Below are 25,321 nucleotides of genomic sequence, written 5' to 3'. Positions count from 1 at the left end.
ATGAACCTGATCGACAGCGTCCTGATGCAGCTCGCCCCGTCGCGGGCGGCCAAGCGTATCCGCGACCGCATCCGGGCGCAGGCGCTGATGAATTACGATGCGGCGAAGCCGGGCCGTCGCACCGATGCCTGGCGCGCGCCGCGCAGCTCGGCCGACGGTGCGGCGATCAACAGCCGCGAGACGCTGCGCAACCTGAGCCGCGATTTCGTTCGCAACCGGCCGTGGGCCGCGCGGGTGCGCGACGTGGTGACGGTCAACGTGGTCGCAAGCGGCATCCGGCCCTCGGTGGAGTGCAAAGACCCCGAGGTGAAAGAGGCCGTGGAGCGGGTGATCCGGTCTTTCCTGCTGTCCACGGCGATCGACGCCCGCCGCCGGCAAAGCCTGTTCCAGATGCAGGCGACGGCCATGAACGCGGTTTTTGCCGATGGCGAGGTGCTGGTGCGCCAGCGGATGCGCAACCGGAATTTCGAGAAAGATCTGGCGCTGCCGTTCCAGGTCGAGCTGATCGAGGTCGATCACTTGGACATGGCGAAAACGTCGCATGGCAATAACGAGGTGATCGAAGGGCTGGAATACGGGCCGACCGGCCGGGTCGAAGCCTATCACCTGTTCCGGCATCACCCGGCCGAAATCGCGTTCTGGCGCAAGGGGGCGCGCGTCGAATCCGAGCGCGTGCCGGCAGCGCAGATCCTGCACCTTTACCGGCAGGATCGGCCCGGACAGATGCGCGGCGTGCCGTGGCTGGCCCCGGTGATGCTGACGCTCGGCGAGATCAGCGATTACCAGGAGGCGCAGATCCTTAAACAGAAGATGGCCGCGCTTATGGCTGGCGTGGTCACGACCGACGCCGAGGGCGCGACCTTTCGCGGCGCCGGGTTGGAAGAGCTGCACCCCGGCGCGCTGGTCGGCCTCGAGCCGGGCCAAAAAATCGAATGGACGAACCCGCCGCAGGTCGAAGCCTATGACGAGTTCATGCGGGCGGCCCTTGGCGCTGTCGCTATGGGGGTTGGCATCACATACGAGGCGCTGTCAGGCGACCTGCGGCAGGTGAATTTCAGCTCGGGCCGCATGGGCCGGATGGAAATGGATCGGCTGGTCGAGCAATGGCAGCACCTGATCCTGATCGCGCAGTTCTGCGAAGGCATCGCGCGCTGGTTCAAGGACAGTTGGGCGCTGCAGGCGGGCCGTCGCGAGAATGACATCCCGGCCGGAGAGTTCGAGATCCGCTGGACCGCACCGCGCCGCCCCCTGATCGATCCGGTCAAGGAGATCGGCGCGATGGTTGCCGAGGTCGAGGGCGGGCTGTCCAGCACGCAACGGCAACAGCGCCGCCTGGGTTACGACCCCGAGGAAATCGACCAGGAGCGGGCCGACGACGCGGCGCGCGGCCGCGGTGGCGTGGTGCGCCCGACCGCTGCCGCCCCGACCGACGATGACGACGAAACCGACAATGGAGGCCCGCGCAATGAACGGGACTGACCTGATCCAGAACGGGCGGATCTACCTCGAGGGCGAGGTGCTGCTGCCCGATTGGCTGGCCTATGAAAGCCCCGCCGCGGGGTTCTGTGCGCGGCAACTGCGCGATGCGCTGGCGCAGTTTTCCGGTGCCGTCACGATCGTGGTCAATTCGATCGGCGGGCACGCCTGGGAAGGCGAGGCGATCCGACAGGCGATCGCGGACCACCCCGGCGAGGTCACGGTGATCGTGGCGGGTGTGGCGATGTCGGCCGCGTCGCTGATGATCATGGCGGCAGACCGGATCGAGATGACAGCCGGATCGATCTTGATGATTCACGACCCGAGCGGGTTCATGTGGGGGACGGCCGAGGAACACCGGGTCGAGGCCGCGCGCCTCGATACGCTGGCCGAAGCCTATGCCACGGTTTACGCGGCGCGTGCCGGCCTTTCGATCGAGGCGGCGCGCGGGGTGATGCAGGCTGAAACCTACTATACCGCCGAGGAAGCCCTGGCCGCCGGGTTCTGCGATGCCGTGATCCCGGCGCTGGCCGCAAATGACGATGCCGCCCCGGTCACCCGCGACACCGCGCGGGCGCGTTTCACCGCCATGTGCGCGCGGATGCGCCAGCGATCGAATCAAGAAACTGAGGCCGGGGGCACCCCCGGCGCAGGAAGGGCCGGGACCGCCGGCCGTCACCAGGCCGCACCGGCCGCATCACAGGAGGCACAAACCATGCCCGAAGAAAACACCCCGGCGGTCGCAGCGCCGGCAACCCCGCCGGCGGCGCCGGCCCCGGTCAACCCGACCCCGGCCCCTGCGCCGGCTGCTGACCCGGCCCCCGCGCCGGTCGAGCAGGGCGGTGAAGGCCGCCGCCTGACCCTTGGCCAGCCCTCGGCTGACCCTGACGCGGTTCGCATGGCCGAGCGCCAGCGCATCGCCGATATTCGCGGCCGCGCCGCGCCCTTCATGGCGCAGGGCCGTCTGAGCGAAGATGACGTGCAGGGCGCGATCGATGACGGTCTGACCGTCGCCGCTGCTGCCGATCGGTTCATGGTCCAGATGGCCGCGACCGAAACGGCGGCCACGCGCGGTGGCCAGCGCGCCCATATCGGTCGCGATGCGGGCGACACGATGCGCGCCGGCATGACCGGGGCACTGGTGGCGCGCATGACCGGCGAGGCCCCGGAAGGGCCGGCGCGCGACTACATGGGCCTGTCGATCGTGGAAATGGCGGCCCGCGCGGCGGGTCAATCGGCCCCGCGTTTCGGCAGTTTCCGTGAGCGCGAAGAGGTGCTTATGGCCGCGATGCACACGGTGTCGGATTTCCCGAACATCCTGGGCAACGCGGTCAACCGTTCGATCGAGGCGCAATATGCAACGGTCGAACAGACCTTCGCCCCGATCAGCCGCGAGTTCCGGTTCAACGATTTCCGGCCTCACGCGGTCACCTCGGCCGGCAATTTCCCCGGCCTGGAAAAGATCAGCGAGTCGGGCGAGATCAAGTTCGGCACGGTCGGCGAGGGTGGCGAGACGCTGGCCCTGCTGTCCTACGCGCGCGGTCTGCGGATCAGCCGTCAGGCGCTGGTCAACGATGACCTGGGGGCGTTCGACCAGGTGATCGAGACGGCCACGGGCATCGTGCCGGAGCACGAGGAATCGGTGTTCTGGGGCGTGGTGACCGGCAACCCGAACCTGTCTGACGGCAAGGCTTTGTTCCATGCCGATCACGGCAACCTTGCCGGGTCCGGTGCCGCGATCACGGTTGCCTCGGTGGCCGCTGGTCGCGCGGCCTTGCGCAAGATGAAAAACCTGGACGGCAAGCCGATCGTGGGCAATGGCCCGAATTACATCGTGGTCGGCCCGGACAAGGAAACCGAGGTCGACAAGCTGCTGTCCGAGATCCGGTCGGCCAAGACCGACGATGTCAACCCGTTCGCGGGCCGTCTGATGCCGCTGGTGACCGAAATGCTGACCGGCAACCAGTGGTATCTGGCTGTCGGGTCGCAGAAGCGCACCCACGCCTTCAAGCACGGCTACCTGGACGGGCAGCGCGCCCCGCGCATCCGCGTCGAGGAGCCGTTCGGCACGCAGGGCATGGCCGTCACGCTCGAGCACGATTTCGGCGTCGGCGCGGTCAATCACCGCGGCATCTACAAGAACCCCGGCGCATAAGCCGCGGGCAATCTGACACCCTGACAGGAGGGGCGGCCGGTGCCGCCCCTTTTCACATTCAGCCTTTGAAGGAGGCCCCGTTATGAAAACCTTTATCCAGCCCGGCGCGGCGATGACCGTTCCGGCCCCCGCGGCCAAGACCAGCGGCGACGGTGTCCTGGTCGGGTCGCTGTTCGGCATCGCGCAGCACACCGCCGAAAGCGGCGCGGATCTGACGATCCAGACCGTCGGCGTTTTCACGATCACCAAGGCGACCGGGTCGGCCTGGACGGTCGGCGCCAAGATCTACTGGGACGACAGCAACAGCCGCTGCACCACGGCGGAAAGCGGTAACACGCTGGTGGGCGTGGCCGCCGCCGCCGCCGGGTCGGCCGATACCGTTGGCGCGGTGCGCCTCGGCATCGTCGCCTGATCCCATGGCCTCGCCCTTCGACGGGATGGGCGCGGCTCTTGCCGGGGCGCTTGGCGCCCCGGTCACGCATTTGCCGGCGGCCGGCGCGCCCGTGACCCGGCGCTGGCATCTGCGCCGCTATCCCGAGGATTTCTCGCTCGGCGAGGATCGGCCGGTGTCCGGTGCCTCGGCCGAGCTGCGCGTGCCGCGCGATCAGCTGGCCGGCGTCGCGGTCGGCGACCGGGTGCGCGATGGCGATGGCACGCTTTATCGCCTTGCGCGCCGGATGGAGACGGAAAACCCCGGCGCTGACGCGCTGATCCCTTTCGAGCTTGAAGAGGTGACCCCATGACGAAAAAGACGCCAACCGTGCCCATGGTGGCCGCGCGCACGCTGAAACTGCAATCGACCGGCAAGACGGTGCGCAAGGACGAGGCGTTCTCGGCCACGCCGCAGGATGCGCGCGATCTCGAGAAATCGGGCGCGGCGCTGCCCAAGACCGCCGCCGCCAAGCCTGTCGCGAAAGATGGCTGACCATTACCGCAAGGCGGCGCGTGCAGCCGTGCGCGCCGCCCTCGAGGCCGAGCCGCGGTTTGCCGCGCTGGCCTGGCGCACGGTCCTGCATAAAGGGCCGGGCGTGGACCAGCTGCCCGAGGGCACGGTCAAGACCCTTTCGGAGCGGGGCGACCTGGTCGATCCGCGGACCGTCCTGCGCGCATTTCGCGTGGTGGTGGCGATCCGCCGCGCCGGCGAGTGCTGCGAGGATGACCTGGATGATGACCAGGAAGCGATCGAGCCGCTGGCGTTGGCCGCGCTGGTCCCCTTCGGCGACCTGGTGACCTACACCGAGGCGCAATTCGATTTCGACAGCACTGGCACCGTCCCGATCGGGATGCTGGCGCTGACCTTCACGGTGCAACGCTACACCAAGCCGGGCGCCACAACCCAAGACTGACCCCAAGCAAGCAGGAGTAACACCGATGGCACGTCACAACGGCATCGCCAGCCTGGTCAAGCACGATGACAACGTGCTGGACGGGCACACCACGTTCTCGGTCACCGAAGAGGCCGCGACCCATGACACCAGTGCGGCGCGCGACGCCTGGGAGGACCACACCGCCGGCCTCAAGAAATGGTCAGGCGAAATGGAAATGCACGCCGATTTCGACGCGGCGGCGAACCAGACCCTGCGCGCCGGCGACGTGATCGCTTTCGAGGGGTATTCCGAGGGCGATGGCACCGGGAAAACCTACTATTCCGGCAGCGCGACGGTCACCTCGGTCGGCATCCAGGTGCCGTTCAACGATGGCGTCAAGCGCACCTACTCGATCCAGGGCAAGGGCGCCCTTTCGGTCGCGACGGTGTCGTAATGAGCGATCTTCTGGACCGCCTGGTAGCGCAGGCCGAAAGCGTCGCGCCCGTTTGTGTTTCGGTGCCTGAATGGAGCACCGAGCTGTATTTCAAGCCTTTGACCGGTGCCGATCGAATGACGATCCGCCGCCCCCTCGGCAAGAAACCGACCGAGGAAGAGCTGATCGTCTCGACCCTGCAGCACAAGGCGATGGACGCCGATGGAAAGCGGGTGTTCGAGACGGACCAGGCCGCACGGGTAAAGATGCTGAAAGCCCTCGATCTCGAGGTGGTGATGCGCGTTCTGCGCGAGGCGGGGCAGGCCGACGATCCGCGCGCGGATCTGGTCAGTGCCACCAGCGACGACGACCTGCGCGCCCTGCTGCGCGAGGCCGGTGATCTGGACCTGATGGCCGTGGCGGATCTTCCCGAACACGTCCTCGAGGCCATCCGGCGCGTCATCGTCATGCGCGAACCGGAATTGCGTGACGCCTTGGGCCGGGCCGGTGACAGCGGGCCGAGTGACCCGATCGACGCGGTAAAAAACGACTGAGGGGCGACGGCGAGGCGCAGACCGTTTTCGCCGTCGCCCATTTTCTCGGCCTGACCATTGGCGAGGCAATGGCGCTGCCCTGGGACGAGCTGATCGCCTGGGCCGCCTTCATGCAGCTGCAACACGAGGAACGCCAGAAACATGCTCGAGGCGCTTAGGTTTTCCATCTCGGCCAACAACGCCACGGGGCCGGTCCTGCGGCAGGTTCTCGGCGATCTGCGCGACGTGCGGGGGATGCTGGCCGGTGTCGGCGACTACGCCGTGCGCGCCGGTCGCCGGATGCGCAACATCGGTGCGGGGATGTCGGCGGCTGTCACCGCGCCCCTGGCGCTGATGGGGCGGCAGGCCGTGCAGCTTTACGACACGCAGCTGCGGGCCGAACGGCAGGTGCAGCAAGCGATCGCCTCGACCGGGGGCGCGGCGGGGCTTGCAGCGCAGGACCTGTTCGACCTGGCGTCTGGCCTGCAGGCGGTCAGCACCTTTGGTGACGAGGACATCCTGCAGAACGTCACAGCGCCGCTGCTGACCTTCACCAATGTCGCGGGCGATTCGTTCGAGCGCGCGCAGGCCGCGATCCTCGATATGTCGGCCCTTTTGGGCACCGATCTGCAATCGGCCACGATGCAGGTCGGCCGCGCCTTGAACGATCCCGTGGCGGGGCTGTCGGCCCTGTCGCGGGCCGGCGTGCAGTTTACCGAAGAGCAAGAGGCGATGATCCGCAATTTCGCGGAACAGAACGATCTTGCGGCGGCGCAGGCGATCATCCTGGGTGAGCTGGAAACGCAGTTCGGGGGGCAGGCCGAGGTGTTGCGCGATCTGCCCCTTGGGCAGGTGACCGCGCTGCAGAACGCGATCGGCGACCTGAAGGAAGAGTTGGGCGAGCAAATCGTGCCCTTTATCACGCCGCTGGTCGGCCGAGTGGAGCGCGCCGTCGAGTGGTTCGGCACGCTGAGCGACACGACGCGGCGCAATATCGTCATCTTCGGCGGGCTGGCCGCCGCGACCGGTCCGATCCTGATGGGGCTGGGCCTGATGGTGATGTCGATCGGCGCAATCGTGCCGGCGGTCGCCGCCCTGGTCCCGGCGATCGGCGCCTTCATCGTCGCGGCCGCGCCGTTGGTCGGCACGATCGCCCTGATCGGGGGTCTGGCCTACCTCGCGCATGAGATCTACGAGAATTGGGGCGGGTTGCATGAGTGGTGGTCTGGTCTTTGGTCACGGGTCGGCGAGGTGTTCGACGGAGCCTGGGCCTCGATCGGCGAAGCGATCGGTGCGAACGATCCCGACACGCTGCTTGGCAAGGTCTGGTCAGGGGTGGGTGGCCTGTTCCGCCTGTGGCTGGTGGATTTGCCGCAGGCGGTCGGCAGCGTCTTTGCCCTGATCGCGGACATGGTCGCGGGCACCTACACGCCGGGGCAGGTTATCGGCATCGTCTGGGATGGCCTGGTCGGTTGGTTCGAGGAACGTCTCGGGCTGGTGCCCGGCGCGTTCGGCCTCATGTGGGGAAAGGTGCGGGCGGCTGTTTCGGGTTGGGCGACCGAGATGGCCGAGGTCGGCCGCAACGTGGTGCAGGGGCTGCTGGACGGCATCCAGGAGCAAGCGCAACAAAGCCCGTTCCTGACCCAGCGCGTGATGGGCAACATTATCGCGGCTGCGCGGGCCGAATTCGGCATCCAGTCGCCGTCGCGCGTGTTCCGCGAGATCGGCGACTACGTCATGCAGGGCCTCGGCCTCGGGATTGCCCAAGGCACCCCGGATGCGGTCGCCGCGATGGAGGCGGCCGTCGATGCCGTGGGCGATGCTGGCGACACGATGACCGATCGCCTGTCGGGGATGCGGTCGATCTTCACCTCGATCCTCGGGTCGATCCTGAGCGGCACCGCAACCCTCGCCGATGCGATCATCGCGCAGCTCAATCGCATCGGCAGCGAGGCCATCAACAGCGGGATCGGCCTGTTGGGCGACGTGCTGTTCGGCGGCACATCGACCGGGTCGGGCGGGGGGCTTTTGGGCAGTCTTTTAGGCGGCCTGTTGGGCGGCGGCGGCGTGCAACCCTTCGCCAAGGGCGGCGTGCCCGATGGTCCGATGCTGTTCCCGATGTCCTCGGGCACGGGGCTGATGGGCGAGGCGGGCCTCGAGGGCATCCTGCCGCTGGCCCGCGGCCCAAGCGGACGGCTTGGCGTGGAAATGGTCGCGGCCTCGGGTGCGGCCGCTGCGCCGGCGCAGCCGGCCGCGCCGCAGACGGTGCGCCTTGTGGTCGAGGCGGAAGAAGGCCCGATGTTCCGGCCCATGATCCGGGCCGAGTCCGCGACCGTCGCGGTCGAGCTGATCGGAGAGAATAACGATCGGCAGGCCGAAGCTGCGCGGAGGGCGTGACGATGACGGCCGAGGTCATTGCCTGGCCTGACGCCGCGTTTCGCGTGGCGTCGGAGGATTGGCACCTGTCGGGTCAGACGGCGGTGGCGGGTGGCGGCATCTTCAGCCGCGCCAGCTATGTCGAAACGGAAAACCGGGTCTGGCGGGTGACCGCCGACTTGATGCACCTGACCGAGGACCACTGGCGCACCGTTCGCGCGATCCTGGACGAGGCGCGGGGCCGGTCGCGCATCCTGTCGGTTCCGGTGCAGGGCGATGACCCGCAGGCCGGGTTCCGCACACCGTCCACCTTTGGCGGCGGCGTCACCTTCGAGGATGGCGCGGGCTTTGCCGCCGAGACGCTGGCCGGCGTCACCGTGGCCGTCGATGCGCCGGCGGGGGCCACGCATCTGCAGCTGTCGGTCATGCCGTCGCTGGTGGCGATCTCTGCGATGTTTTCGCTGCCCGGCGATCGGCTTTATCGCGTCGCGGCCCGCCGCCCGGCCGAGCTGGTGATCAACCCGCCCCTGCGCGTCGCGGCCCGTGCCGGTGATCCGGTCGAGTTCGCCGCCCCGCGCGCCCGGATGCGGATCGACAACGACGCCCCGTCGCTGCGTCGTGTGCCCGGTCTTTTGACCGCGCCGCGCCAGATCCCGCTGGTCGAGGCGTTCTGATGCAGGCGACGACGCTGATCCAGGCGCAGCCGATCGAGGCGCGTGCCGAGGTCGAGCGCGTGCTGCGGTCGGGGAGTGCCGCCGCCGCGCTGTTGCTGTTCTTCGATTTCGCCAGCGGGCCGCGACAGGTTTGCAATCGCACGGTGCCGGTCACGGACGGATACGGTGCGACCTGGGAGCCTTTGGGGATCTGGCCGACCTTCGATGACATCGGTGGCGGCAAGGGAAGCCTGTCGCCCGTGCGCAAGTATCGCCTGCCCGTGCCGGTGCAGATGCTGCGCGACCAGCTGGCGAAGCTGCAGGCGATGCCGGATCTGCGGAGCAAGCCCGAATACCAGGATCGGACCTGTATGCTGGCCCTGCAGTTGCTCAAGCCCGGTGCGGGCGCGAGCGGGACCGACGCGGCGCTTGGCGTCCCGATGGTGCTGCACACCGGGTTCATGGATCGCCTGGTGATCAAGTATTCGCGCGGATCGCTGGTGCATGAATTGTCGGTCGAGGGGCCGCTGGCCCGCCGCCGGGTGCCGAATAACGGCAAGCTGACGCCGCGCGACCAGAAGGTCCGCCACCCCGGCGACCTCGGCCTCGACTACGTGCCCGAGGTTCCCGTGAGGCCGAGCGTATGGCCGAATTATTGACGGCTGACGAATACCTGCGCGCGACGGCGTCGCAGCCCTTCGCGTGGGGCCGCACCGATTGCGTCATGTGGGCGACGGGTCTGATCGTGACGCTGACCGGGCGCGACCCGTTCGCTGATCTGCGCGGGGCTTATCACGGCCCGCGCCTTGCCTATCAACTGATGGAAGCCGAGGGCGGCATGGTGACGATGTTCGAGCGCAGGCTGGGGGCAGCTGGTGACGCGGGCGCGGGTGCGGCGGTGTGCCTGGCGCGCCTGTCCGGTCGGTTGACGGCGGGGATCTGCAATCGAGGGCGCGGTGTGTTCAAGACGGCCTGCGGCATCGCGCCGGGGCCTGCGCCGTTCCTGGCATGGCCGGTCGAGGGCCGCCGCTGATGCCCCAGTTCATTGCCACGACGATCGTGTCCGCTATCGGCCTGACGGGCGCGACAGCCGCCATTGCGACGGCGGCCATCCAGATCGGGGCCGGGTTGGCGCTGTCGGCCTTCGCGGCCAGCCAGCAGCAGGACAGCGGGTTCAAGCCGGCGGACGGGCGCGTGCTTTACACCGACCCGATCGGGCCGCGCCTCAAGCCATATGGCACAACCTTGCTCGGCGGGCAGGTGGTGTTCGCCCGCGCCGGCGGGGCGGGCAGCGATCCGGCCGATAGCGGCACGTCGAGCACCGAGGAAGGCAAATACCTGCACCGCATCATCGTGCATGGGCAGGGGCCGGCCACGCGCGTGTTGCGGTACATGCTGGACGGCCAGCAGCGCAACGTTGACGACCTGGGCCGCGTGATGATCCGCCGCTACACGAACGGGACCCCGAACGGTGGATGTCGGGTGCGCATCCATACGCATCTTGGCGCGGTGCCTGAGACCCCGTTCATCGGGGTTGTGGATGCCGCGCCGGAATGGGGCAGCGCGCACCGGCTGGACGGGTTGTTCGCGACCTATATCAGGCTGCAACAGCAAAGCGCCGACAAGCAACAAGAGGCATATCCGAGCGGGCCGACATCCTTGCAGCTGCTGGCCGAGGGCGCGCCGCTGCTGGACCCGCGCACCGGGGCTGTGGCGTTCTCGGAAAACGCGGCCCTTGTCATCGCGGATTGGATCGAGGGGCCGGACGGCTTCGGCCTGGGCGAGATCATCAACCGCGATGATTTGATCGCGGCGGCGAATGAGTGCGACGTGCTGCGCCCGCTGATTTCCGGCGGGTCGGCCCGGAAATGGCGGCTGTGCGGTCAGGCGTCGATGGCCGAGCAGCCGATGAACGCCCTGGCGCAGATGCTGGACGCCTGTGCCGGCGATCTGCGCCTGCGCCCCGATGGCGGGATCGGCTTGAAGCTCGGCGGTGATCCCGAGCCGGTCTGGACCCTGACCGACGATGATCTGCTGGAAGTGTTGGAGCTGGATGACGGCCCCGATGCGCTGCAGCGTTACACCACGCGGCCCGCGAGCTACATCGACGAGGCGCAGGAATACGCCGAGGCCGACATCGAGCCTTGGGTCAGTGAGACAGAGTTGGCGCGCCTCGGCGGCGAAGTGGTTGGCCCGAGCCTTGATCTGCCGTTCGCGCCTAACCATGCGCAGGCGCGCCATGCCGCCAAGATCGCCACGGCCCGCGACAACCCGCCCGAGCGCGCCAAGCTGCGTTTCAAGATGTCGGCGCTGCCCGCCCTCTATGAGCCGACGGTGGCGCTGGACATCCAGGTGCTTGGCCTGACCGGGCGCTGGCGGATCGAGCCGGTCAGCCTCGACCCCGTGACCCTCGCCGTCACGCTGTCGCTGAGCAAGATCGAGGGCCGGCCGCAGGATTGGAGAGTGTCCGAGGAAGGCTCGGTGCAGGCCCTGCCGCCGGCTGTGCCGGAAGAGTTCCGCCCGCCCGCCGCGCCGCAAGACGTGCAGGCATACGGCAATGGCACCGGCGGCGACGCTGGCGTGTTCGTGGTGTTCGAGGGGCCGATCGAGAATGACGTGCAGCATTACGTGGCCACCTCGCCGGCTGGTGCCGAAACATGGACCGCGGCCACCCTCGACGCGGGTGGGCTGAGCGCGCGCGAGGGGCTGCTAACCGCCGGCGCGCTTTATGACGTGGCGGTCATCGCGGCCAAGTCGGCGATCTATGACCCGACAGATGCCACGGTCACGGCGGTGGTTATCGAAAATGTCGAGGCGCTGGAAACCGACCCCGCCCCAAGCGCGCCGTTCGATCTGAGCATCACCGACGCTGGCAGCGGCACGGCGGTGGTCGCGGTCACCGCGCCCGCCTCGCCCATGCTGCGCACGATCGAGATCCTGCGCGGCGGCCTGGTGATCGAGACGGTGCGGGTCACGCCTGGCGCGCGGATCGAGATCGCCGATGCCTGCGGCACCGGCACATTCAACTGGACGGCGCGGGCCGTCTCCCTGTCCGGGGTGGTCGGCGATGCCACCGCGGCGATCACGCAAACGATCAGCTAAGAGGCGCAAATGGTCGATCTGACGAAAACCCCGGCGGAGGTGATCCCGCCGACCGGGACGGTGAAGCGATCCGAATTGATCACGCTGCTGGAAGAGCACGGCGCGGGGATCGATGCGGCCCGCGTGGCCCCGGTGACCGTGACATCCGCGGGGCTGACGATCACCGCGGCTCACCTCGGCGCGCACCTGGTGTTCGGCGATGTCGCGGCCGTTGCGCTGCCCGAGGCGTCCAGCGTCGGCAACGGGTTCCGCTTCGTCCTCGAGGCGACGGCAGGCAGCGTCACCCTCACGCCGTTCGGGTCCGAGCTGATCAACGGCGCGGCCACGGTTGTCGTCGCAACGTCCGAGACGGCCGAGCTGGTCTGCACCGGCTCGGGCTGGCGCGCGGTGATCATCCGCGGCCTCGGCACGCTCGGCACGGCGGCGACAAAGAACGCCGGCACGTCTGCGGGTGACCTGGTCGAGGTGCAGTCCGGCGGTGCGCTGCCTGCGCTGGACGGGCGCGCCCTGACGAATATCGGGGGGCTGCCCCTGATCCAGCGCAAGACGCTGGCGACCGACACGGCCTCGCTGGATTTTGCGGTCATCCCTGGTACCCGGTTCGAGGATTTCGAGTTGGTCCTGCGCTACGTCAAGCCGACCGTGGACGGCACGACGCTGAACCTTCAGGTCTCGACCGATAGCGGTGCGACCTGGGAGGATGGCGCGTCGGACTACCAATATTTCCGCCGTGTCTGGTATAACCTGGGCAGCACGTCCGAAGCGGGCGGTACCGTGGCCGCGGTGCCGATAGCGGTAGCCGTCGGCGGCGCCGCGGCCGAGGGTGGCGTCTGCGGCGCTATCCGGCTCTTCAAGCCTGCAGGCTCGCAGAAAACCTTGATAAAGTTCGACCTCTTCCTGCAGGACGACTCCGGTGACCTGCGTTCCTATCTCGGCGGCGCGATGCACGTTCCGGGCGGCGGGGTCAACGCGGTGCGGATCGTGCCCGTGAGCGGTTTGCTCGCCGCCGGGTCCGAGGCCGAGCTGCGCGGCCTTCTGAAATACTGACGGGGTTCTTCGACATGGCGACATGCAACGTCACCGGCGTGTTCCGCGACCGGCGCGGCAACCTATGGCCGAACCAGGAGCTGATCATCCGCAACGCGTCCGGCATCATCGGCGCGGGCAGCGCGGCCCTTGTGCCCGCGTCCTTCGCGACATCGACCGACGAAAACGGCGAGGTTGATTTCGACCTGGAACCGGGCAGCTACCAGATCAGCGCCGAGTGGTCGGGGCCATGGGGCGCGGAGTCCGACCGTTTCGCGCTGTCGGTCCCGTCCGACCAGGCGTCGATCGATATTGCCAATTACATCGACCAGCAGGATGCGCCCTTGACGCCGGCGCTGGTGGCCGAGGCTGTCGCTGCAAAAGATGAGGCGGTGTCGGCGGCCGCGACGGTTGGAACGAATTACTGGCCGACCCGTGCGGAATTTGTCACCTGGCGCGCGTCGAACACGCCGGAACACGGGCGCGTTTACACAGCAGGCGGCGTGCAATACGTGGGCAGCACGGGAGCGACGGAGATTGCAGATCTCGGTGGCCTCATGCCCTTCGGGCAAGCGGATCTGCGCCATTGGGGCGCGGTTGCCGGTGGTGAAAGCACGGCGGCCATCCAGGCCGCGCTGAATAGCGGCCGCCGGCGCATCTACGTGCCTGACGGGACGTTCCTGGTCAGCAGCCCGCTGTCGGGGGCCAGCAATATCGAGATCTACGGCCCCGGCACGTTGAAGGCGACGGCAGCCCTCGCGACAGGTGGATCGGGGGTCGGTCAGACGATCATCGACTTCAACGGCAAGTCGGATTTCACAATTCGCGGCGTTCATTTCGACATGAGCGGCGTGTCCAGCATCGTGGCCTCGCATAGCTGCCTGAATTTCCGAGGCTGCGCCGGGCATGTGGTTCAGGGGTGTCGTTTCACTCATTCCGGCGCTGCGGTGCGTTCGATCGGGTCCGAGCGTTACAAGATCCTCGATAACCTCTGCATGTTTGCTTCCTTCGACGGTGCCTTTTACGGCGACGCGGTGATCGATAATTGGGATGGCGCGACCGTTGGCGTAATTTCCAGGAATATCATTATCGGCGGGGGCGTGGCCGAGGCGGGCATCATCGTCACGGGCCAGGCCGATACTTACACGCCGTCAGGCTGTTCCCGGCACGTCATCACCAGCAACCTGATTTCCGGTGTGTCGGACGTGGGCATCAATTACCACGGGCGAAACGGGGTCAATGATGACCTGGTGATCTCCGACAACCTGGTCGAGAACGTCACCGCGTTCCATGGCATCATGGTGTCCGACTGTCGCAACGGGTCCGTCACCGGGAACACGCTCAAGAACATCGCACAGGTTGGCATCTACCTGCTGTCCGAGACGGCATCCCCGTCGAATGGTTCGACCGGGGCGATCGACATCTCGGTTGTCGGCAACGCGATCAGCGGGGCAAACCAGTCTGACACGGCGAATATCGGGGCCATTACGCTTGAGTTCGCCGGGACCACACGCTGCCTGGTCGCGGTCAACGTGATTTCCGGTGATCACCATATCTACGGCATCAAGCTGGCGGGCGGCGTGGGTGGCAACACTATCGGCGAGAACCAGATCAGCGGCGCGGCCATGACGGCCAGGGTGCAGGACAATTCCGGCACCCGCACCAACCGCATTGCCTCGGGGGAATATGCGGCCACGGCGACGGCGGTGGCCAACTGTTCCTCGCCGTCCTGCGTCATTCAATACAGCGTCAATGGCGACGTGGTGACCGGCAGCTTCTACACGCAGATCACGGCATCGGCAGCGGGACTTTGCACATGGCGTGTCAGCCTGCCGGTCCTGTCGAATTTCACCAGCAACACAGACGCGCGGGGCGTGGGGGCCAACGAATATTCGAACCAGATGATCGTGCGCGCCGACACGACAAACGACGAGCTGGAAATGCGTGCGAACGCATTGGGGGCTGGCATGATCATCTTCTACGGGACGTTCAGCTACAGCTTGAAGTAGGGGCTGGGCGTGACGTTCGCAGACGGCAAGGTCGGCCACTATCCCGGCCGGGGTCACATCGAGGTCACGATCCGCGCCGCCGGGCCGGCCTGACAATTTCAATAAAACGGAAAGGAGCGGGCGCATGAGCGAAGGCGGGCGGCTGGTGCACGAGATTTTCAACGAGCAATCGGCGATCCTTGCCGGTCTCGGTGCGCTTGGCGGGGCGGTCAGGGCCGCCACGTTGAAAACGACCTGGAAAGAAGGGCTGCGGGTGACCTTCATCGGGTCGGCTACGGCGTTCGGCGTGGGCGCTTTGGGGCCGTTCCTGTTGCGTCCCTATATCGGCGAGCTACCCGATGGTGCGACGGCCGCCTTCGGGGTGCTGTCGGCCTCGGCCTTCCTGATCGGCCTGATCGCCGTGACCGCGATCGAGCGGTGGGTGGGTGGCCGCCCGCGGGCGTCGCTGGTTGCGGCCGTGCCCGGTGTGCCGCCCGATCCGGTGCCGCCGGCCCCGGCGGGTGAGATTGACCCGCTGCCGCCGCTGCCCGCGCATGACGCGGCGCCCGAGGGGGAGGGTGGAGACGATGCGCGTTCCTAAGCCCCCCCTGCGCCGTCACAAGACGACGCCGAACGCCGACGCCTGGGCCACGTTGAAGCTCGGCCTGCCGATCGCCGCGCTTCTGTTCGTGCTGCTGCCGTTCCTGTTTCCCCTTATCGGAGGTTTCTTGCGATGACCGATCCGACCCTTGACCTGGCACCGGCCCTGATCCGCCGCCTGCAGGCGGTCCTGGCCAGCGTGCGCCCCGGTCTGGCCGTCGATGGCATCCCCGGCGATCGGACCGAGGCCGCTGCGCTTGACGTGCTGCAGGGCGTGCGGTTGCCCGATAGTGCGCGCCGGTCGCGGTTCCACCTACTGACCGCCGCCGCGCAGCGCATCCTCGATCGAGAGGGGCACGATCCCGGCGCGATCGACGGGCTGATGGGCCACAACACGGCCGAGGCCCTGCGCGCCTGGGAGTTCGCCACGGGCCACGGGCGGCAAGAGGTGATCGCGCGCACCGCGTTCCCGAACCGGCCCGATCCCGAGGACCTGCTCCGGCAGGCGGACTGCGCCGAGGTCTATGGCCAGCCCGGCCCCGAGGTCGAGGCGCAGCTGGCCCATGCCGCGCTGCCTTTCCCGTTCCGCCTCGATTGGGACCTGGGCCGGACGGTCACCCGCGCCCGCGTGCATCGCCTGTGCGCCCCGGCCCTCGAGGCCGCGCTGGCCGTGGTGGCGGATCACTACGGCCCGGCCGCGATGCGCGCCCTGGGCCTCGATCGCTACGCGGGCGGCTACATGCACCGGCGGATGCGCGGCGGCCGGTCCTGGTCGATGCACGCCTATGGCTGCGCGATCGACATCTATGCCGGCCCGAACGGTCTGCGCGCGCGCTGTCCCGAGGCGCTGTTCTGTCGCCCGGAATACGCGGCTTTCCTCGACATCATGCAGGCGCACGGGTGGCTGCCCGCGATCCGCCTGTGGGGTGCCGATGCGATGCACTTCCAGATGGCGCGGCTGTGATCTGGTCGCGGATCACCGGCTGGATCAGCCGCGCGCTGTTGCCCGTGACCCTCGGCCTGGCCGCGTTGGCGACGGGCACGGCCGGCTTCACCCTGTGGCGCCTCGACCGGGCCGAGGGCCAGATCGCCACGCTCGAGGCCGACAAGGCCGACCTGGTGGCCGAGCTGGCCGTCGAGCGGATCAAGCGCGCCGCCGCCGAAGCCTCCGCCCGCGTGATCGCCGAGGAAGCCGCGCGCGAAGCGGCGCGCGCCGCCAAGGGCGAAGAGTTGCTTTTTGAAATCTATGCCGCCGAGGATGCCGATGCGCCTGCCCCTGATCTTATCTTGCGCACTGTTGAGCGCCTGCGCGGGGCGGAATGAGCCGCCCCCCGATCTGGTCACGCCCGAGATCCCCGCGCCGCTGCTGGCCCCGGTTCCGGTGCCCGATCGCGCGGTGGCGAGCGTTGCGGATGCGGCGGCACTCCTGACAGATTACCACCTGGCCCTCGAGGCCGCGAACGGTCGGATCTCGGCCGTGGGCGCGATCCTCGCCTGCTGGTCGGCGCTAGGGCAGGGCGCCGATGGGTGCGCCGAGGAAGAATAACGCGGGTCTTCCAATCCAGCCTTCAATATCCGCCGATCAAGGATCAACAGAGGTTCTCACAGGGAATACCGTCATTGTCCCCGTCGAGTGCACCGCCCCACCAGCAATTCTGAAAATACCATCTTGCCTCTCGACAACTCGAGATGTTTCGAGAGCAATAGCGGCGCGGGCTGCAGCTGTAGGATTGCGCTAACTCTGGGAGTTGCAATCGAGGGGATTCCGGCTGCGGGTGAAGGCTGGGCTCATCGGCAGAAATTGCCGGTCCGGAGAGCGCGAGTAACGCGAAGATTGCCAATGTCCCGCCGGTCTTGGGAATTCCATTTTTTGGCATCACACAAACCCTTCAGTTGTCACTCTAGTTTGCCGTTTGCTCCTCGCCCCCTGCATGGCGACCCGCGAAGTATCGCGAACTGGCCCGCACGAGTCCACTGGCAACCCTGGCGCCCGAGACGCCTGCTTTCCGATCGCGAACGTGCCCCCGCCATTTAGGCCGAGCGTGGGACTGAATCTTTCAGCGCTAGAGCTTGTGCTTTCCAGCCGCTGGCAGGTAATGCAGTATGCTGATCGAAACTGCGTTTTCTGATCGGAGATTGAGGTGAGTGGCGTCAGATACGTTTGTTCGGGATGCGGTTGGGTAAGCCGGAGGAAAATGGGAAACACCAAACCATGTCCCAAGTGCGGCGGGCCGATGTATTACCATGAGGAAGACAGGTCGATCGTCCTCATTGCGATTATCGCCATGGTGGTGCTTGCCGTGGTAATGGGTGCTCTAACGGGAAATTGGTGAACAGGCGAACCCGCCAATCGTGTATTACGCACCCAAAAGTCTTTTCGCGCCATCTCCGATTTCGAAGCAGTTTACATTTGATCGCGAAAAGTCAGTCATCGCACTCCCCGTAATACCCGCCCGAGTAGCGCGGCCAGTCCCGCGCGTGCCCGCCGGCAACCAGCGCGCAGGCGATGTCAGAGCCGTCCGGCGTCTCGCATCGCACAACGTCGCGGCCGTAGCGGTCGCGGTCCATGATCTCGCAGGCCAGGTCCTGCCCACCGATCAGGGCCACCAGCGCCGCCTCGGCCGCGAACCCGCCGTCCTCGGCCGGCTCGGGTGCGTCGATTCCCCAGATCCGGTAGGCCTGCGCCTCCGTTCGGAACGTGTCGCCGTCGGTGATCGTGAACGTGCCGGCGGCAAGGCAGAGTGCGGCAAGGCAGGGCATGGGGTTCTCCCGTAGTCAGAATCAGTGTCTGTCAGGGTGCGATATGGTTTCCAAAGCAGTGTTAAGTCATTGATATTTGGTGAACGTCCGGGTTTCCAATTCGACGGTATTTCGGTTTTAAATCAACAAAATATAAACTCCTCCCCGGTGCGCCACTTCCCCTTATCAAGACTGAGCCCTGCCGAGAACCGAGGCGGGCATCTTACTCCGGCACTTTTGATCGCGGTTTATGCACGGGCAACAACCCTTGCGCGATTTTTGTGCGAGCGGCGCCACCGCCAGCGGCAGCATGGCGCGCGACTCGGGGCGTGTCGGAAAAGATTTTTCCAAGCTTCTCCGCGAAAATAATTTTTCAAAATCAATGCTATAAACGCTGCTCGGCTGTGGGGGTTTCCGGGTGTAAAGAAAAAATCACACTGTCAATATTGATTGACACATTGTCTGCATTACGCTGCTCTTCAATCCGGAGGACAGCGCGCGGTCGCCCGGGCATGAACCCGGCGCCGCGCACACGCAGAAAGATCAGACCGTGACGCTACATTCGAACGACCGTTTCGACCCGGTGCAACGGGCCGGAAAACCTGATCTTCGGTCGACGGCGAAGCCGATGCCGGGGGAAGATGCAGTATCCGCCTTGGTGGCCTGCGCCATGAAACGGATCTGTCGCGACAAGGAGATCAGCGAGATATCCGAAGAGGTCCAGCGCGCACTTGGCTCCCCCCTGACGGCCGCATTGGTTTGCGCGCTGTGCGATGTCGATGACGAGTCGGCGGAGGCCATCGTGAACGATTTGATCGCGGCAGGGGTCTCGGTCGAAGACATCTGCGTCGATCACCTTGCGGCGGCCGCCCGACGCCTTGGCGAAATGTGGGAAGCGGATACGCTGCCCTTCACCGAGGTCACCATGGCGAGCGCGCGTATCCAGTCGATCATGCGCCAGTTGCCGCCTCCGCGGAAGCGGGTGACGCATCACCCGTCGCGCGGCGCGGTGTTCTGTGCCGTGCCCGGTGAAGAGCATACCCTTGGCGTGATGATGGCCGCGGACCTGTTTCGCCGAAACGGATGGGATGTCAGCCTGCTTGTGGGCATGAGCCACGAAGAACTCGTCGACCGTCTGACGCGCGATGATCGCGGCGTGATCGGCGTGTCATGCTCGGGCCTGCATTCGCGCCCGGCGCTGATCCGGTTGATCGAGGACCTGCGCAGGGTTCGCCCGGCGGCCCACCTGGTATTGGCGGGACAGATCGTGACGAAGCCGAGCGAATTGGCCGGTGTGCCGACGGTCGATGGCTATGTCGCGTCGTTCCAGGAGGCCGAGGCCGCCTTGCAGCGGATCGAAGGGCGCGTCACGTCCTAGCGCGCTGCCCCCGCAACCTCATGCGCAGACTCCTGACCGCATCAGGCCAGGAGCGTGGCGGGGATTTTCAAAGATCGAGCTCGGCTACGGGAATGATCTTGAAGAATTCGCCTGTCGACCAGACACCGAACCAGTCCTCGCCCTCGACCTCGTGCGCCTCGCCCAGATCGACAAGCCGATAAAAGCTCTTGCGGTCGATCAGGGCCTCGAGGCCGGCGCGAACGTGCACATAGGGCGAGGGCTCGCCATTTGCGTCACGGACCACGCGGATCGCATTTTCGCGGCCCGCGATCACGGTGTCTCCGACATTGGTCTTGAAGGTGATGACCTGCGCCGGGCCCTCGCCCGCGGCCTCGAAATCGACGGCGACGAAGGGCGCGTCCTCGACCCGGATGCCCACTTTCTCGACAGGCGTGACGAGGAAATAGGCGTCGCCCTCGCGCTTGAGGATGGTCGAGAACAGCCGCACCAGCGGTTTGCGCCCGATCGGCGTGCCCTCGTAGAACCACGTCCCGTCGCGTTTGATCTCCATGTCGAGATCGCCGCAAAACGGTGGATCCCATTGATCGACGGGCGGAAGCTTGCCCTCCTTCTGCGCCTGTTTCGCAGCGGCGATCAGGCTGTCGGGGCCGGGCTTGGCGGCGGTGTCGGTCGTCGCAGTGGCGGATTGGTCGCTCTGGCGGGTCACGATGATTTGTCCCCTTCCGGCTTTTGCCATTTGTGATCGGCGGAATAGGTCTGTTACCTGTATCTACATATTCATTGCGCGGAGCTTTGCCATGGTCGACACCCCCACTTCGTCGCCGGAAACCCTCGTGGCCGAGATCGAGGCGTTGGGGCAGCGGTTGGCCGAGGCCAAGACGTCCATCGCAACCCGCATCATCGGGCAGGAGCAGGTGGTCGACCTGTCGCTGGCCGCGATGCTGTCGGGGGGGCACGCGCTGCTGATGGGTTTGCCAGGGCTGGGGAAAACGTTGTTGGTCGATACGCTGTCGACGGTGATGGGCCTGAGCGAGAACCGCATTCAGTTCACGCCAGACCTGATGCCGGCTGACATCCTCGGATCCGAAGTGCTTGAGACGGGCGCCGATGGCACCCGGTCGTTCCGCTTCATCGAGGGGCCGATCTTCTGCCAGCTTCTGATGGCCGACGAGATCAACCGCGCCAGCCCGCGGACGCAGTCGGCGCTTCTCCAGGCAATGCAGGAGCGCGAAGTGACCATCGCCGGGGAGCATCGCCCGCTGCCCGCGCCGTTCCACGTTCTCGCCACGCAAAACCCGATCGAGCAGGAAGGCACCTATCCCCTTCCCGAAGCGCAGCTTGACCGGTTCCTGGTGAAGATCGACGTCGATTACCCGGATCGCGAGACGGAACGCGGCATTCTCATCGCGACAACGGGCACCGAGCAGGCGACCGCCCACCAGGTCTTCGATGGCCCGTCGCTGATCGCGGCGCAGAAACTGGTGCGCCAAATGCCTGTGGGCGAGGCCGTGGTCGAGGCGATCCTCGACCTGGTGCGCGGCTGTCGCCCCGAAAGCGAGGAAGCGCCCGACGTGGTGAAATCCTCGGTCGCTTGGGGCCCCGGGCCGCGGGCGGCGCAGGCCCTGATGCTGACGGCGCGGGCGCGTGCCGTCTTGGACGGACGGCTTGCCCCCTCGGTCGACGACGTGGCGGCCCTGGCCCGTCCGGTCCTGTCGCACCGCATGGCGCTGAGCTTCGCCGCGCGGGCCGAGGGCCGCGTGCTGGAGCAGGTCATCGACGAGGTCACGGCGCGCGTCACCCATGTCGAGGCCGCGGCTTGAGCCAATCCGCCCTTCATACGCCGGACACGCTGCGATCACGCTCCGAGGCGCTGGCAGGCACCTTGCCCGCGCTCATGGCCGATGCGCAGCATCTGGCGGCGACGGTCCTTCTGGGAACGCATGGCCGCAAGCGGGCGGGCACGGGCGACGAGTTTTGGCAATACCGCCCGGCCGAGGCGGGCGATGCGATGCGGTCCATTGATTGGCGCCGCTCGGCCCGGTCGGATGGGCATTTCCTGCGTCAGACGGAATGGCAGGCGGCGCAATCGGTGATGCTGGGTGTCGACGATGCGGCCTCGATGACCTTCACGGGGGCCAAGTCGCGCCCCTCCAAGCTGCGCCGCGCGCAGACACTGGCCATGGCGGTCGGCATTCTGGCCGTGCATGGCGGCGAGCGGGTTGGCCTGACCCATCTGAACGAGCCGCCCCGCGGCGGGCGTGGCCAGTTGATGCGGATGGCGCAGGCCCTGATGGATGGGCACGAGGCCGGGGATTACGGCGTGCCGCGCCCCAAGGTGATGCCGATGGGCAGCCGGGCGGTGTTCTTTTCCGATTTCCTCGGCGATCCGGCGCCGATCGAAGAGGTTCTGGGCCGTGCGGCGGATCGCGGCGTGAAGGGCGCCTTGGTGCAGGTCCTCGACCCGGATGAAGAGGCCTTTCCCTACGACGGGCGCACGGTGTTCGAATCGATGTCCGGTGCGATCCGGTTCGAGACGCTCAAGGCGAAATCCCTGCGCGAAGAGTATCTTGGGCGACTGGCGGAGCGTAAGGACCGGCTGGACCGCGCGACGCGGCGCACCGGTTGGCGCTTCACGATCCATCACACGGACCAGCCCGCCGAACCCACGCTGCTATGGCTCTACCGCGCACTGGAAAAGGTGCGGGCATGAGCGGGGGGCGGAAAACTCGAGTTTTCCGGGTCGATTTCCTTGAGGAAATCGTGCCGTTTTTCTCGAGAAAAACGTGCCTCGCGTCGAGCAGGGGTGTGCGCGCATGATCGGGTCGCTGGCCTTCACCACGCCGCTGCTTTTGACGGCGCTGATCGCCTTGCCGGTCCTGTGGTGGCTCTTGCGCGCCGTGCCGCCCGCACCAATCCGGCGGCGCTTTCCCGGGGTCGCGCTTCTTCTGGGTCTGAAAGACGACGAAAGCCAGACGGACAAGACGCCGTGGTGGCTGCTCCTGTTGCGGATGCTGGCCGTGGCTGCCGCGATCATCGGTTTCGCGGGGCCTGTGCTGAACCCACAGCAGGACCGCGCCGGAGACGGAACACTCCTTCTCGTCATGGACAGTTCCTGGGCATCGGCCCGCGATTGGCCGGCCCGGCTGGATCGCGCCCGCCTCGCCTTGGAAGAGGCCGGGCGCGCGGGACGCACCGTGGCGCTTGTCCAACTCACCGACCTCCCGGCCGGGGACCTGCCCCTGCAATCCGCGGGAAGCTGGACCGCGCGCATGGCCTCCCTGGAGCCGGCCCCCTACGTCCCGGATTTCCAAGCTGCGGCAGACTGGGCTGCAAACCTGGATGCAGGGCTGGAGGTGCTCTGGTTTTCCGATGGGTTGGCCCATGCCGGGCGCGACGACCTGCTGGACGCCTTCGAAGACCTCGGCCCGGTGTCGGTGTTCCAGGGGGCACGGGACGTGGTGGCGCTAGCCCCCGCCCGGTTCGAGGATGGCACGATCCGCACGCCCCTGATGCGGCAGGGCGGCACGGGCCCGCGCGACGTGACGGTGGTCGCCCATGGCCTCGACCCCGCAGGCATCCCCCGCGACCTGGCGCGCGAGACGGTCACGTTCGAGGGCGGTGTGATGGAGACCGACGCGGTGTTCGACCTGCCGCCGGAATTGCGCAACCGCATCACGCGGTTCGAAGTGGCGGGCGAACGTTCGGCCGGGGCCGTGGCCCTGGCCGATGACGGTCTGCAACGCCGCGAGGTCGCCCTGATCGCGGCAGGCGGCGAGGACGAGGGGCAAGCGCTCCTGTCGCCCTTGCACTACCTGCGGCAGGCCCTCGCCCCGACGGCGGACCTGATGGAAGGCACGCTGTCGGACATGCTGCTGGCCAGCCCCGACGTCATGATCCTTGCGGATGTCGCAACGATCTCGGCGGATGTGGAAGAGGACCTGATCGCCTGGGTCGAGAACGGCGGCTTGCTCCTGCGCTTTGCCGGACCGCGGATCGCGGCCTCGGACCTCGCGCGGGAGGAAGTCGGACCGCTGATGCCCGTGCGACTGCGCGCGGGGGGGCGCACGGTTGGCGGCGCGATGTCGTGGGGGGAGCCCAAGGCGCTGCGGCCGTTCGACGAAACCTCGCCCTTTTACGGCCTGACCATCCCCGAGGATGTGCGCGTCTCCTCGCAGGTCATGGCACAGCCCGATCCGACCCTGTCCGAGCGCACCATCGCCTCTCTGTCTGATGGCACGCCGCTGGTCACGCGCGCCGCGCTGGGGCAGGGCAGCGTGGTCCTGTTCCACGTCACGGCGAATGCCGAGTGGTCGACCTTGCCGTTGTCTGGCCTGTTCGTGCAGATGCTGGAGCGGTTGGCGGTGTCCACCCGCCCCGCGGTGCCGGATGCGGCGGATCTCGAAGGCACGACCTGGGTGCCGGAAGAGGTGCTCGATGGCTTCGGCATCCTGCGCGATGCAGGGACCCGGCCCGGCGTGGCCGGAGAGGACCTGGCTGATGCGCCTCTGACCGCCGACCTTCTGCCGGGGCTTTATTCCGACGGAGAGCGCCGGATCGCGCGCAACGTCATCACCGACGGCATGACGCTGCGTGCTGCGTCATGGCCCGCGCGCATCCCCGTCGAGGGGATGACGATGATTGCCCCGACCGACCTGATGGCGGCGTTCCTGACAGGGGCGTTGATCCTTCTCCTGATCGACGCGATCGCCGCCCTGTGGCTGGCGGGGCGGCTGTCGGGCCTGTCGCGCGGCGCGGCCATCCTTGCCGCCTGTTTGATCCTTGCACCGGACGCGCAGGCGCAGGACCTGTCCATCGAGGACGAGTTGGCGCTTCTGGCGACGTCGGAAGTCACCCTCGCCTATGTCCTGACAGGGGATGCCGAGTTGGACGAGGTCAGTCGCGCGGGCCTCACGGGCCTTTCGAACGTGTTGTGGCAGCGCACCTCGGTGGAACCGGCCGCGCCCATGGGGGTCGACCTGGAAAGCGATGTGCTGACCTTTTTCCCGATGCTCTACTGGCCGGTATCGGTCGATCAGCCGCTTCCCTCGCCCGAGGCCTACCGACGGCTGAACGACTACCTGCGCGGGGGCGGAATGATCGTCTTCGACACGCGCGACGCGCATATCGGCGGCTTCGGGTCGGGCACGCCCGAGGGGCGGCATCTGCGTGCGCTGGCCGCGCCGCTCGATATTCCGCCGCTGGAGCCGATCCCCGAGGATCATGTTCTGACGCGCACCTTCTACCTGCTTCAGCATTTCCCGGGCCGCCACACGAGCCCCGATGTCTGGGTCGAGGCCGCGCCGCCCGATGCCGAACAGATCGAGGGCATGCCGTTTCGCAACCTCAACGATGGCGTGACGCCGGTGCTGATCGGCGGCAACGATTGGGCCGCGGCCTGGGCGGTGAATGACATGGGCCGTCCCATGTTCCCGGTCGGGCGGGGCATGACGGGCGATCGCCAGCGCGAGATTGCCTACCGCTTCGGTGTGAACCTCGTGATGCATGTGCTGTCGGGCAACTACAAATCCGACCAGGTGCATGTGCCCGCACTTCTTGACCGGTTGGGGCAGTAA

27 protein-coding genes are annotated in these 25,321 nt (G+C 67.1%); 24 read left to right on the top strand and 3 right to left on the bottom strand.

Annotated features, from left to right (window positions below):
• The 20 genes from ABD923_RS09825 to lysC all read left to right on the top strand — a co-directional run bounded on the left by ABD923_RS09825 (position 1) and on the right by lysC (position 17,195).
• Positions 1-1,479, top strand: coding sequence for a phage portal protein (locus ABD923_RS09825; protein WP_259550469.1), 1,479 nt, complete (start codon positions 1-3; stop codon positions 1,477-1,479).
• Positions 1,466-3,631 carry a head maturation protease, ClpP-related gene (locus tag ABD923_RS09820; RefSeq protein WP_259550468.1) on the top strand — a complete coding sequence of 722 codons (2,166 nt, stop codon included), beginning with the start codon at positions 1,466-1,468 and terminating at the stop codon, positions 3,629-3,631. Before ABD923_RS09825 ends, ABD923_RS09820 begins: the two co-directional genes overlap by 14 nt.
• 82 nt (positions 3,632-3,713) lie before the next feature.
• Entirely contained in the window at positions 3,714-4,043 is a 330-nt protein-coding gene (locus tag ABD923_RS09815; RefSeq protein ID WP_259550467.1) for a DUF2190 family protein, read from the top strand.
• A 4-nt stretch (positions 4,044-4,047) separates the two neighbouring features.
• Entirely contained in the window at positions 4,048-4,374 is a 327-nt protein-coding gene (locus tag ABD923_RS09810; RefSeq protein ID WP_259550466.1) for a head-tail joining protein, read from the top strand.
• Positions 4,371-4,556, top strand: coding sequence for a hypothetical protein (locus ABD923_RS09805; protein ID WP_259550465.1), 186 nt, complete (start codon positions 4,371-4,373; stop codon positions 4,554-4,556). Before ABD923_RS09810 ends, ABD923_RS09805 begins: the two co-directional genes overlap by 4 nt.
• A complete protein-coding gene (locus ABD923_RS09800) occupies positions 4,549-4,977 on the top strand; it encodes a hypothetical protein (RefSeq protein ID WP_259550464.1) in 429 nt (142 codons plus the stop codon). The genes ABD923_RS09805 and ABD923_RS09800 overlap by 8 nt, the downstream gene beginning before the upstream one ends.
• A 25-nt stretch (positions 4,978-5,002) precedes the next feature.
• A complete protein-coding gene (locus ABD923_RS09795; protein ID WP_259550463.1) occupies positions 5,003-5,392 on the top strand; it encodes a hypothetical protein in 390 nt (129 codons plus the stop codon).
• Positions 5,392-5,925 (top strand): hypothetical protein, encoded by a 534-nt coding sequence (locus ABD923_RS09790; protein WP_259550462.1) that lies wholly within the window; start codon positions 5,392-5,394, stop codon positions 5,923-5,925. The genes ABD923_RS09795 and ABD923_RS09790 overlap by 1 nt, the downstream gene beginning before the upstream one ends.
• Before the next feature lie 141 nt (positions 5,926-6,066).
• A complete protein-coding gene (locus ABD923_RS09785) occupies positions 6,067-8,301 on the top strand; it encodes a phage tail length tape measure family protein (RefSeq protein WP_259550461.1) in 2,235 nt (744 codons plus the stop codon).
• Positions 8,302-8,303: 2 nt separating this feature from the next.
• Positions 8,304-8,954, top strand: a complete 651-nt coding sequence (locus tag ABD923_RS09780) for a hypothetical protein (protein WP_259550460.1) — start codon at positions 8,304-8,306, stop codon at positions 8,952-8,954.
• Positions 8,954-9,592, top strand: a complete 639-nt coding sequence (locus ABD923_RS09775) for a hypothetical protein (RefSeq protein WP_259550459.1) — start codon at positions 8,954-8,956, stop codon at positions 9,590-9,592. Before ABD923_RS09780 ends, ABD923_RS09775 begins: the two co-directional genes overlap by 1 nt.
• On the top strand, positions 9,577-9,966 hold the full coding sequence (locus tag ABD923_RS09770; RefSeq protein WP_259550458.1) for a DUF6950 family protein: 390 nt from the start codon (positions 9,577-9,579) through the stop codon (positions 9,964-9,966). The genes ABD923_RS09775 and ABD923_RS09770 overlap by 16 nt, the downstream gene beginning before the upstream one ends.
• Positions 9,966-12,035 carry a phage tail protein gene (locus tag ABD923_RS09765; protein ID WP_259550457.1) on the top strand — a complete coding sequence of 690 codons (2,070 nt, stop codon included), beginning with the start codon at positions 9,966-9,968 and terminating at the stop codon, positions 12,033-12,035. Before ABD923_RS09770 ends, ABD923_RS09765 begins: the two co-directional genes overlap by 1 nt.
• A gap of 9 nt (positions 12,036-12,044) precedes the next feature.
• Complete coding sequence (locus tag ABD923_RS09760; protein ID WP_259550456.1) at positions 12,045-13,082, top strand: hypothetical protein; 1,038 nt, start codon at positions 12,045-12,047, stop codon at positions 13,080-13,082.
• A gap of 14 nt (positions 13,083-13,096) precedes the next feature.
• On the top strand, positions 13,097-15,070 hold the full coding sequence (locus ABD923_RS09755; protein WP_259550455.1) for a right-handed parallel beta-helix repeat-containing protein: 1,974 nt from the start codon (positions 13,097-13,099) through the stop codon (positions 15,068-15,070).
• A gap of 124 nt (positions 15,071-15,194) precedes the next feature.
• The gene (locus ABD923_RS09750; protein WP_259550454.1) at positions 15,195-15,650 is read left to right on the top strand and encodes a hypothetical protein; all 456 of its coding nucleotides are present in this window, start codon (positions 15,195-15,197) and stop codon (positions 15,648-15,650) included.
• Positions 15,637-15,786, top strand: coding sequence for a hypothetical protein (locus tag ABD923_RS09745; protein ID WP_259550453.1), 150 nt, complete (start codon positions 15,637-15,639; stop codon positions 15,784-15,786). The genes ABD923_RS09750 and ABD923_RS09745 overlap by 14 nt, the downstream gene beginning before the upstream one ends.
• On the top strand, positions 15,783-16,613 hold the full coding sequence (locus ABD923_RS09740) for a M15 family metallopeptidase (protein ID WP_259550452.1): 831 nt from the start codon (positions 15,783-15,785) through the stop codon (positions 16,611-16,613). The genes ABD923_RS09745 and ABD923_RS09740 overlap by 4 nt, the downstream gene beginning before the upstream one ends.
• Positions 16,610-16,972, top strand: a complete 363-nt coding sequence (locus tag ABD923_RS09735) for a hypothetical protein (RefSeq protein WP_259550451.1) — start codon at positions 16,610-16,612, stop codon at positions 16,970-16,972. The genes ABD923_RS09740 and ABD923_RS09735 overlap by 4 nt, the downstream gene beginning before the upstream one ends.
• Positions 16,947-17,195 (top strand): Rz1-like lysis system protein LysC, encoded by a 249-nt coding sequence (lysC, locus tag ABD923_RS09730; RefSeq protein ID WP_259550450.1) that lies wholly within the window; start codon positions 16,947-16,949, stop codon positions 17,193-17,195. The genes ABD923_RS09735 and lysC overlap by 26 nt, the downstream gene beginning before the upstream one ends.
• A 43-nt stretch (positions 17,196-17,238) precedes the next feature.
• Here lysC and ABD923_RS19145 read toward each other — a convergent pair whose 3' ends face one another.
• Both ABD923_RS19145 and ABD923_RS09725 read right to left on the bottom strand, forming a co-directional pair.
• Complete coding sequence (locus ABD923_RS19145; RefSeq protein ID WP_405048314.1) at positions 17,239-17,526, bottom strand: excalibur calcium-binding domain-containing protein; 288 nt, start codon at positions 17,524-17,526, stop codon at positions 17,239-17,241.
• A 547-nt stretch (positions 17,527-18,073) separates the two neighbouring features.
• On the bottom strand, positions 18,074-18,409 hold the full coding sequence (locus ABD923_RS09725) for a thermonuclease family protein (RefSeq protein ID WP_259550449.1): 336 nt from the start codon (positions 18,407-18,409) through the stop codon (positions 18,074-18,076).
• 649 nt (positions 18,410-19,058) lie between these two features.
• Between ABD923_RS09725 and ABD923_RS09720 the strand changes: the two genes are divergently transcribed.
• Positions 19,059-19,766, top strand: coding sequence for a cobalamin B12-binding domain-containing protein (locus ABD923_RS09720; RefSeq protein ID WP_259550448.1), 708 nt, complete (start codon positions 19,059-19,061; stop codon positions 19,764-19,766).
• Positions 19,767-19,833: 67 nt separating this feature from the next.
• Here ABD923_RS09720 and ABD923_RS09715 read toward each other — a convergent pair whose 3' ends face one another.
• Positions 19,834-20,484, bottom strand: coding sequence for a DUF1285 domain-containing protein (locus ABD923_RS09715; protein WP_259550447.1), 651 nt, complete (start codon positions 20,482-20,484; stop codon positions 19,834-19,836).
• Positions 20,485-20,545: 61 nt separating this feature from the next.
• On the opposite strand from ABD923_RS09715, the gene ABD923_RS09710 reads away from it, so the two are divergent.
• The 3 genes from ABD923_RS09710 (at position 20,546) to ABD923_RS09700 (ending at position 25,321) form a co-directional block, all read left to right on the top strand.
• Entirely contained in the window at positions 20,546-21,568 is a 1,023-nt protein-coding gene (locus ABD923_RS09710; RefSeq protein WP_259550446.1) for an AAA family ATPase, read from the top strand.
• A complete protein-coding gene (locus ABD923_RS09705; protein WP_259550445.1) occupies positions 21,565-22,458 on the top strand; it encodes a DUF58 domain-containing protein in 894 nt (297 codons plus the stop codon). Before ABD923_RS09710 ends, ABD923_RS09705 begins: the two co-directional genes overlap by 4 nt.
• Before the next feature lie 103 nt (positions 22,459-22,561).
• A complete protein-coding gene (locus ABD923_RS09700) occupies positions 22,562-25,321 on the top strand; it encodes a DUF4159 domain-containing protein (RefSeq protein WP_259550444.1) in 2,760 nt (919 codons plus the stop codon).

The organism is [Roseibacterium] beibuensis (genome assembly GCF_039542305.1).
Lineage (GTDB): Bacteria > Pseudomonadota > Alphaproteobacteria > Rhodobacterales > Rhodobacteraceae > Roseibacterium > Roseibacterium beibuensis.
Note: the sequence above shows the minus strand (reverse complement) of the source record. Positions and strands in the feature narration are given on the sequence as shown.

What these genes read in the sequence shown, in the direction of transcription:
- ABD923_RS09700 (WP_259550444.1), top strand. Translation starts at nt 22,562, where the DNA reads ATGATCGGGTCGCTGGCCTTCACCACGCCGCTGCTTTTGACGGCGCTG.
- ABD923_RS09750 (WP_259550454.1), top strand. Translation starts at nt 15,195, where the DNA reads ATGAGCGAAGGCGGGCGGCTGGTGCACGAGATTTTCAACGAGCAATCG.
- ABD923_RS09805 (WP_259550465.1), top strand. Translation starts at nt 4,371, where the DNA reads ATGACGAAAAAGACGCCAACCGTGCCCATGGTGGCCGCGCGCACGCTG.
- ABD923_RS09725 (WP_259550449.1), bottom strand. Translation starts at nt 18,409, where the DNA reads ATGCCCTGCCTTGCCGCACTCTGCCTTGCCGCCGGCACGTTCACGATC.
- ABD923_RS09785 (WP_259550461.1), top strand. Translation starts at nt 6,067, where the DNA reads ATGCTCGAGGCGCTTAGGTTTTCCATCTCGGCCAACAACGCCACGGGG.
- ABD923_RS09755 (WP_259550455.1), top strand. Translation starts at nt 13,097, where the DNA reads ATGGCGACATGCAACGTCACCGGCGTGTTCCGCGACCGGCGCGGCAAC.
- ABD923_RS09775 (WP_259550459.1), top strand. Translation starts at nt 8,954, where the DNA reads ATGCAGGCGACGACGCTGATCCAGGCGCAGCCGATCGAGGCGCGTGCC.
- ABD923_RS09780 (WP_259550460.1), top strand. Translation starts at nt 8,304, where the DNA reads ATGACGGCCGAGGTCATTGCCTGGCCTGACGCCGCGTTTCGCGTGGCG.
- ABD923_RS09770 (WP_259550458.1), top strand. Translation starts at nt 9,577, where the DNA reads ATGGCCGAATTATTGACGGCTGACGAATACCTGCGCGCGACGGCGTCG.
- ABD923_RS09820 (WP_259550468.1), top strand. Translation starts at nt 1,466, where the DNA reads ATGAACGGGACTGACCTGATCCAGAACGGGCGGATCTACCTCGAGGGC.
- ABD923_RS09795 (WP_259550463.1), top strand. Translation starts at nt 5,003, where the DNA reads ATGGCACGTCACAACGGCATCGCCAGCCTGGTCAAGCACGATGACAAC.
- ABD923_RS09710 (WP_259550446.1), top strand. Translation starts at nt 20,546, where the DNA reads ATGGTCGACACCCCCACTTCGTCGCCGGAAACCCTCGTGGCCGAGATC.
- ABD923_RS09810 (WP_259550466.1), top strand. Translation starts at nt 4,048, where the DNA reads ATGGCCTCGCCCTTCGACGGGATGGGCGCGGCTCTTGCCGGGGCGCTT.
- ABD923_RS09745 (WP_259550453.1), top strand. Translation starts at nt 15,637, where the DNA reads ATGCGCGTTCCTAAGCCCCCCCTGCGCCGTCACAAGACGACGCCGAAC.
- ABD923_RS09815 (WP_259550467.1), top strand. Translation starts at nt 3,714, where the DNA reads ATGAAAACCTTTATCCAGCCCGGCGCGGCGATGACCGTTCCGGCCCCC.
- ABD923_RS09790 (WP_259550462.1), top strand. Translation starts at nt 5,392, where the DNA reads ATGAGCGATCTTCTGGACCGCCTGGTAGCGCAGGCCGAAAGCGTCGCG.
- ABD923_RS09715 (WP_259550447.1), bottom strand. Translation starts at nt 20,484, where the DNA reads ATGGCAAAAGCCGGAAGGGGACAAATCATCGTGACCCGCCAGAGCGAC.
- ABD923_RS09760 (WP_259550456.1), top strand. Translation starts at nt 12,045, where the DNA reads ATGGTCGATCTGACGAAAACCCCGGCGGAGGTGATCCCGCCGACCGGG.
- ABD923_RS09825 (WP_259550469.1), top strand. Translation starts at nt 1, where the DNA reads ATGAACCTGATCGACAGCGTCCTGATGCAGCTCGCCCCGTCGCGGGCG.
- ABD923_RS09740 (WP_259550452.1), top strand. Translation starts at nt 15,783, where the DNA reads ATGACCGATCCGACCCTTGACCTGGCACCGGCCCTGATCCGCCGCCTG.
- ABD923_RS09800 (WP_259550464.1), top strand. Translation starts at nt 4,549, where the DNA reads ATGGCTGACCATTACCGCAAGGCGGCGCGTGCAGCCGTGCGCGCCGCC.
- ABD923_RS09765 (WP_259550457.1), top strand. Translation starts at nt 9,966, where the DNA reads ATGCCCCAGTTCATTGCCACGACGATCGTGTCCGCTATCGGCCTGACG.
- ABD923_RS09720 (WP_259550448.1), top strand. Translation starts at nt 19,059, where the DNA reads ATGAAACGGATCTGTCGCGACAAGGAGATCAGCGAGATATCCGAAGAG.
- ABD923_RS19145 (WP_405048314.1), bottom strand. Translation starts at nt 17,526, where the DNA reads ATGCCAAAAAATGGAATTCCCAAGACCGGCGGGACATTGGCAATCTTC.